The organism is Pseudomonas sp. R62 (assembly GCF_000257605.1).
Classification (GTDB): Bacteria; Pseudomonadota; Gammaproteobacteria; order Pseudomonadales; family Pseudomonadaceae; genus Aquipseudomonas; species Aquipseudomonas atacamensis.
This window is the reverse complement of sequence record NZ_JH635998.1, coordinates 3,334,396-3,341,714: the sequence shown is the minus strand read 5'-3', so window position 1 is coordinate 3,341,714 and position 7,319 is coordinate 3,334,396. Positions and strand designations below refer to the sequence as shown.

Sequence of the window (7,319 nt, the reverse complement as noted above, 5' to 3'; positions counted from 1 at the left end):
AAAGACGTGCCGCGCTATACCAGCGGCATCGGCTCGGTGCTGTCGCTGCACAGCGTGGTGGTGCGTCCGCAGATCGACGGGATCCTGACGAAAATTCTGGTCAAGGAAGGTCAGCTGGTCAAAGCAGGCGACCTGCTCGCCACCATCGACGACCGCTCGATCCGCGCCAGCCTCGACCAGGCCCGGGCGCAGTTGGGCGAGAGTCAGGCGCAGTTGCAGGTCGCGCTGGTCAATCTCAAGCGCTACAAACTGCTCAGCGTCGACGACGGCGTATCGAAACAGACCTTCGACCAGCAACAGGCCTTGGTCAATCAGCTCAAAGCCACTGCGCAAGGCAATCAGGCCTCGATCGATGCGGCGCAGGTGCAACTGTCCTACACGCAGATTCGCTCTCCGGTTACTGGGCGCGTCGGTATTCGTACGGTCGATGAAGGCAACTTCCTGCGCATGACCGACACCCAAGGCCTGTTCACCGTCACGCAGATCGACCCGATCGCCGTCGAGTTCTCCCTGCCGCAGCAGATGCTGCCGACCCTGCAGAGTCTGATCAGCGATCCGCAACGCGCCCCGGTCAAGGCGTACATCGGAGCCGATACTGATGGCGAAACCGGCAATCTGCTCGGCGAAGGTCAGCTGACCCTGATCGACAATCAGATCAACGCCAACACTGGCACCATCCGCGCCAAGGCCGAATTCGCCAATGCCAGCCAGAAGCTCTGGCCGGGTTTGCTGGTGACGGTAAAAATTCAGACGGCTGTGGATAAAGATGCGCTGGTGGTTCCGCCCACCGTCGTACAGCGTGGCCTCGAACAACACTTTGTTTACCGCGTGAAGGACGACAAGGTCGAGGTGGTGCCGGTGCAAATGGTTTATCAGGGGAGCGGCCAGGACATCATCAAAGGCGTCAACGCTGGTGACGTGCTGGTGACCGACGGCCAGTCGCGACTCAAACCGGGCTCGAGCGTGCAAATCATGAGTGAGCCGCCGCAAGTGGTGCAGGCGGAGCCCAAGCCATGAACTCGCACAAGGGCATCTCGACCTGGTGCATCGATCACCCGGTGGCGACGATTTTGCTGACGTTCGCTCTGGTACTGGTCGGCGTAATTGCCTTCCCGCGTTTGCCGATTGCGCCACTGCCGGAAGCGGAATTTCCTACGATCCAAGTCTCGGCACAGTTGCCCGGCGCCAGCCCCGACACCATGGCTTCCTCCGTGGCCACGCCGCTGGAGGTGCAATTCAGCGCTATCCCCGGCATGACCCAGATGACCTCCAGCAGCGCGCTGGGCTCAACTCTGCTGACCCTGCAATTTACCCTCGATAAAAGCATCGACACCGCCGCCCAGGAAGTACAGGCGGCGATCAACACCGCCGCCGGCAAGTTGCCAAAAGACATGCCGACGCTGCCAACGTGGAAGAAGGTCAACCCGGCCGATAGCCCGGTGCTGATCCTCAGCGTCAGCTCGACACAGATGCCCGGCACTGAACTCAGCGACCTGGTGGAAACCCTGCTCTCGCGTCAGATCAGTCAGGTCGACGGCGTCGGCCAGATCAACATCACCGGCCAGCAACGCCCGGCGATTCGCGTACAAGCCTCGGCGGACAAACTCGCGGCCATCGGCCTGACGCTGGCCGACATTCGGCTGGCGATCCAGCAAACCAGTCTTAATCTGGCCAAAGGTGCGCTGTACGGCGAATCGAGCATCTCGACGCTGTCGACCAACGACCAGTTGTTCCACCCCGAGGACTACAGCGAGCTCATCGTTTCTTACAAGGATGGCGCCCCGGTTCACCTGCGCGATGTCGCCAAAGTCGTCAACGGTGCGGAAGATGCCTACGTGCAGGCCTGGGCCGGAGATCGCCCCGGTGTGAATCTGGTGATTTTCCGCCAGCCCGGCGCCAACATCGTTGAAACCGTCGACCGCATTCAAGCCGCCCTGCCCGGCCTCGAAGCGATGCTGCCGGCCTCGGTGCAGGTGAAAACCCTGATCGACCGCACGCAAACCATTCGCGCCTCGCTGCATGAAGTCGAGATCACTTTGCTGATCGCGATCCTGCTGGTGGTCGCGGTGATGGCGCTGTTCCTGCGGCAGTTGTCGGCGACGCTGATTGTCTCGGCGGTGCTCGGTGTTTCGCTGATCGCCAGTTTCGCCCTGATGTACATCCTCGGCTTCAGCCTGAACAACCTGACGCTGGTGGCGATCGTCGTCGCGGTCGGCTTCGTCGTGGACGATGCGATTGTGGTGGTGGAAAACATCCATCGCCATCTCGAGGCCGGCGATGACATGCGCGAGGCGGCGATCAAGGGGGCCGGCGAGATTGGCTTCACCGTCGTTTCGATCAGTTTCTCACTGGTGGCGGCGTTCATTCCGCTGCTGTTCATGGGCGGTGTGGTCGGGCGCCTTTTCAAGGAATTCGCCCTGACAGCGACTTCGACGATCATGATTTCCGTGGTGGTGTCGCTGACCCTGGCGCCAACCCTTGCCGCGCTGTTTATGCGTAAGCCGGTACATCACGCCAACGCCAAACCCGGTTTCAGCGAACGCCTGCTCGGCTGGTACGAAAAAGGCCTGCGCCGCGCCCTCGACCACCAGAAACTGATGATTGGTGTATTTGGCCTTTCGCTGGCGTTGGCGGTCGCCGGCTACATTTTCATTCCCAAGGGGTTCTTCCCGGTGCAGGACACCGGGTTCGTCCTCGGCACCACCGAAGCCGCTGCGGATATCTCCTACGGCGACATGGTGAAAAAACATTTGGCGATGGCCGAAATCGTTGCAGCCGATCCGGCGGTGCAGGCCTTCTCGCACTCCGTCGGGGTTTCCGGCAGCAACCAGACCATCGCCAACGGGCGCTTCTGGATCGCCCTGAAAAAACGTGGCGATCGCGATGTCAGCGCCAGCCAGTTCATCGATCGCATCCGCCCGCAGCTGATGAAAGTCCCCGGCATCGTCCTGTATCTGCGCGCCGGGCAGGACATCAACCTCAGCTCCGGGCCGAGCCGTGCCCAGTATCAATATGTGCTGAAGAGCAATGACGGCGCGACCCTCGCCACCTGGACCCAGCGCCTGACCGAGAAACTGCGCAGCAACCCGGCGTTTCGCGACATTTCCAACGATCTGCAACTGGGCGGCAGCATCACCCACATCAGCATCGACCGCAGCGCCGCCGCGCGTTTCGGCCTGACTGCAAGCGATGTCGACGAGGCGCTGTACGATGCATTCGGCCAACGGCAGATCAATGAATTCCAGACCCAGGTCAATCAGTACAACGTGATTCTGGAACTGGATACCAAACAACGCGGCAAGGCCGAAAGCCTCAACTATTTCTACCTGCGCTCGCCACTGAGCGGCGAGATGGTGCCGCTGTCGGCGCTGGCAAGGTTTGACGCGCCGACCATCGGCCCGCTGTCGATTGCTCACGACGGCATGTTCCCCGCCGCCAACATGTCATTCAACCTCGCCCCCGGCGTGGCATTGGGCGATGCGGTGATTCAGCTCAATCAGGCCAAGGCCGAGATCGGCATGCCCACCGCGATCAGCGGCAATTTTCAGGGTGCGGCGCAGGCGTTCCAGAGTTCGCTGGCCAGCCAGCCGTGGCTGATTCTGGCGGCGCTGGTGGCGGTGTACATCATTCTCGGCGTGCTTTATGAAAGCTTCGTGCATCCACTGACGATCATTTCGACCCTGCCGGCGGCAGGCCTCGGCGCGGTGATCATGCTGTGGATCTGCGGCCAGGACTTTTCGATCATGGCGTTGATCGGCCTGGTGCTGCTGATCGGCATCGTCAAAAAGAACGGCATCCTGATGATCGACTTCGCGCTTGAAGCGCAGCGCCAGCGCGGTCTGCCGCCGCAGGAGGCGATTTTCGAAGCGTGCATCACCCGGTTCCGGCCGATCATCATGACCACCCTCGCCGCCCTGCTCGGTGCGTTGCCGCTGATGCTCGGCTACGGCACCGGCGCCGAATTGCGCCAGCCGTTGGGCATTGCCGTGGTCGGTGGTTTGCTGGTCAGCCAGATGCTGACGCTGTTCACCACGCCGGTCATATACTTATGGCTCGAGCGGCTGTTTCACCGGCACTCACACCCACCAGCCCCAACGCCCGCAACGGCACTGGCGACCACAGACTGAGGCAGGGTCATGCGCGTTCTGATTATCGAAGACGAAGAAAAAACCGCGGATTATCTGCACCGTGGCCTGACCGAACAGGGCTACACCGTCGACCTTGCCCGCGACGGTGTCGAAGGCCTGCATCTGGCGCTGGAATGCGACTACGCCGTGATCGTCCTCGACGTCATGCTGCCGGGGCTCGATGGCTTTGGCGTACTGCGCGCATTGCGTGCGCGCAAGCAGACCCCGGTGATCATGCTCACCGCCCGCGAGCGCGTCGAAGATCGGATCAAGGGCCTGCGCGACGGCGCCGACGATTACCTCGGCAAGCCGTTTTCCTTTCTCGAACTGGTCGCCCGCCTGCAAGCGCTGACCCGGCGCAGCGGCGGCCATGAGCCGGTGCAAGTGACCATCGCCGACCTGTGGATCGACCTGATCAGCCGCAAGGCCACCCGCGCCGGAACGCGCCTGGATCTGACCGCGAAAGAGTTTTCCCTGCTCAGCGTGCTCGCCCGTCGCCAGGGCGAAATCCTTTCGAAGACCGCAATCGCCGAAATGGTCTGGGACATCAATTTCGACAGTGACGCCAACGTCGTCGAAGTCGCGATCAAACGCCTGCGCGCCAAGCTCGACGGGCCGTTCAACGAAAAGCTGCTGCACACCATTCGCGGTATGGGTTATGTGCTGGAGAGCCGTGGTGTCCAGTAACTCGATTGCCTTGCGCCTGAGCGGCATGTTCACGCTGGTGGCGCTGGTGGTGTTTCTGTTGATTGGCGGCGCGCTGTATCAGCAGGTCGACAAAGGTCTGGGTTTGTTGCCCGAAGCCGAGCTGGATGCGCGGTACAGCGTGCTCGAATCCACCGTCGGCCGTTACGGCACGCCGGAGCATTGGGTGAAGATCAACAACAAGCTCAAGCTGCTCGGCGAGGAAGACAAGCGCATCAGCTTCTGGATCAGCAGCGGTGATCCGCGCTACGAATACGGCAACCTTACGCCGCAGATTCGTGCCGCCCTCAATGGCCCGTTGGGCATGCATGATCTACAACTGCCCGATCAACCCTACCCACTGAAAGTGCTGGTCAGTCAGTTCCCCGCCAAGGATCAGCGCCCGCCGTTGCGTTTCATGATCGGCATCGACACCGAGACGCTGCATCAGACCCAGCATCACTTGCTCATCGCCCTGATCAGTCTGGCGATTGTCGGGGTGCTGCTGGCCTCTGCATTGGGCTATTGGGTCGCAAGAATCGGTCTGAAGCCGTTGATCAAACTGTCGCAGGAAGCCCAGCGTCTGGCACCACCGCTGCGCGCCGGACGCTTGCGCCTGTCGCCGCTGCCGCCGGAACTGGAACAGTTTGTCGAGTCGTTCAACTCGACCCTGGAACGGGTCGAACTGGCCTATTCACGGCTGGAATCATTCAACGCCGACGTCGCCCATGAACTGCGTTCGCCGCTGACCAACCTGATCGGCCAGACCCAGGTCGCGCTGACTCGCGGGCGCTCCGCCGAACACTATTTCGAAGTGCTGCAATCCAATCTCGAAGAGCTGGAGCGGCTGCGTTCGATCATCAACGACATGCTGTTTCTGGCCAGCGCCGATCAGGGCAACAAGGCGACCAAACTGACCTCGACGTCATTGGCTGATGAGGTGGCGACGACGCTGGACTATCTGGATTTCATCCTTGAAGACGCGCAGGTTGAAGTTCAGGTCAGCGGCGATGCGCAGGTGCAGATCGAGGTCGCGCATCTGCGCCGGGCGCTGATCAATTTGCTCAGCAACGCGGTGCAGCACACCGAACCGGGTCAAGTGATCGAGGTGCGCATCGAGGTTGAAGAACATCAGGTAAGCATTGGCGTAGCCAATCCCGGGACGCCGATTGCCAGCGAGCATCTGCCGAGGTTGTTCGAACGGTTTTATCGGGTCGATGCTTCGCGCAGCAACAGCGGCAATAACCACGGGCTGGGGCTGGCGATCGTCAAGGCGATTGCGCTGATGCATGGCGGGGATGTGTTTGTGCGCAGTGATCGGGGCATGAACACCTTCGGCATCAACCTCCCGGTCTGAAAAGATCAAAAGATCGCAGCCTTCGGCAGCTCCTACAGGTGTACGCCAAGCCCTTGTAGGAGCTGCCGAAGGCTGCGATCTTTGCTTTTGCTGTAAAAGTCATTTATGAAAATCACGCTGTTTCCCAAACCCCGGCAACCTTATCTTTGCCCGCACCAAACAGCACTCGCCAAGCGAGAAGGTTTTCAAGATGTCCAACAGTATGGGTATTGCCAGCGCATTCGTTTTGTCCTCATTGATCCTGTCGCCGATGGCGATGGCTGAAGAATCGCAAGCGTTCGTGGCGCACAATGTCGCTCGCGCGCAGGCATTCGATCAGCATCAGGCCGAAGTGATGGCCAAGGCTCAAGACGCGACGCAATCCCCGCAGGCCGCTACTTCCCAGGCTCAAGCGCTCGAGAAAGACAGCTGAGTCGCACCGCGAAAGGTTTCCCTCGACGCGGTTGTTTGGCTCTTCCCGTTCAACCGTCGTCACTCCAGGCCGCTGCCATTCAGCGGCCTTTTTTCGTTGTGGTCTGAAAGCCGTCTGGCGCGTCTGAAAAAACAAGAAACATCAAGCCGCTCAAGAACCAGAGCGGCCCGCTGACCCAAGGAGCTCCATCGCACGTGTTTTACCCTGCCCGCCTCACCCCGCTGTTCATTGCAATTGCCGCAACGATTGCCCCCGCTGTCCACGCCGATGAGCCTGCCCAACAGGGCTTCGTCGCAGGCTCGAGCCTCAACCTCAACGCCCGCAACTACTACATGAATCGCAACCGCTTGCAGAAGGCGGACGACAATATCGAGTGGGGTCAGGGTTTTCTCGGCGTATTCCAGTCTGGCTACACCGAAGGCACGGTCGGCTTCGGCGTCGATGCCCATGCCATGCTCGGCTTGAAACTCGATGGCGGAGGCGGGACCGACGGTTCGAGCATCCTGCCGGTCAGCGATGGCAACGGCAAAGCGCCGGGCTCGTTCTCCACCGCAGGCGGGACTTTGAAGATGCGCGCCTTCGATACCGAGTTGAAGGCCGGTGATCTGTTCCTCTCCAACCCGGTCATCGCCGGCGGCGACACGCGGATGCTGCCGCAGACCTTTCGTGGCATCAGCCTGAGTAACCACAGCTTCGACGGCTGGCTGATCGAAGGTGGCCAGGCCAGTTTCACCAAACC

Annotated in this window: 6 protein-coding genes; all 6 read left to right on the top strand. The window is 60.9% G+C overall.

Features of this window, described 5'->3' with window-relative positions; genetic code table 11:
* The coding region (locus tag OQK_RS16125) for an efflux RND transporter periplasmic adaptor subunit (protein WP_016773289.1) at nt 1-1,017 on the top strand (1,017 nt) is incomplete at its 5' end.
* Complete coding sequence (locus tag OQK_RS16120) at nt 1,014-4,127, top strand: multidrug efflux RND transporter permease subunit (RefSeq protein WP_016773288.1); 3,114 nt, start codon at nt 1,014-1,016, stop codon at nt 4,125-4,127. The genes OQK_RS16125 and OQK_RS16120, both read left to right, overlap by 4 nt.
* A 9-nt stretch (nt 4,128-4,136) precedes the next feature.
* A complete protein-coding gene (locus OQK_RS16115) occupies nt 4,137-4,814 on the top strand; it encodes a heavy metal response regulator transcription factor (RefSeq protein WP_016773287.1) in 678 nt (225 codons plus the stop codon).
* Nucleotides 4,804-6,168: a heavy metal sensor histidine kinase gene (locus OQK_RS16110; RefSeq protein ID WP_016773286.1), complete on the top strand. Its 1,365-nt coding sequence runs from the start codon at nt 4,804-4,806 to the stop codon at nt 6,166-6,168. Before OQK_RS16115 ends, OQK_RS16110 begins: the two co-directional genes overlap by 11 nt.
* A gap of 190 nt (nt 6,169-6,358) precedes the next feature.
* The gene (locus tag OQK_RS16105) at nt 6,359-6,580 is read left to right on the top strand and encodes a hypothetical protein (protein WP_016773285.1); all 222 of its coding nucleotides are present in this window, start codon (nt 6,359-6,361) and stop codon (nt 6,578-6,580) included.
* Nucleotides 6,581-6,774: 194 nt separating this feature from the next.
* A partial coding sequence (locus OQK_RS16100; RefSeq protein WP_038861240.1) for an OprD family outer membrane porin occupies nt 6,775-7,319 on the top strand: 545 nt, incomplete at its 3' end.

Coding starts and splice junctions, on each gene's coding strand:
- OQK_RS16120 (WP_016773288.1), top strand. CDS start 1,014: ATGAACTCGCACAAGGGCATCTCGACCTGGTGCATCGATCACCCGGTG.
- OQK_RS16115 (WP_016773287.1), top strand. CDS start 4,137: ATGCGCGTTCTGATTATCGAAGACGAAGAAAAAACCGCGGATTATCTG.
- OQK_RS16105 (WP_016773285.1), top strand. CDS start 6,359: ATGTCCAACAGTATGGGTATTGCCAGCGCATTCGTTTTGTCCTCATTG.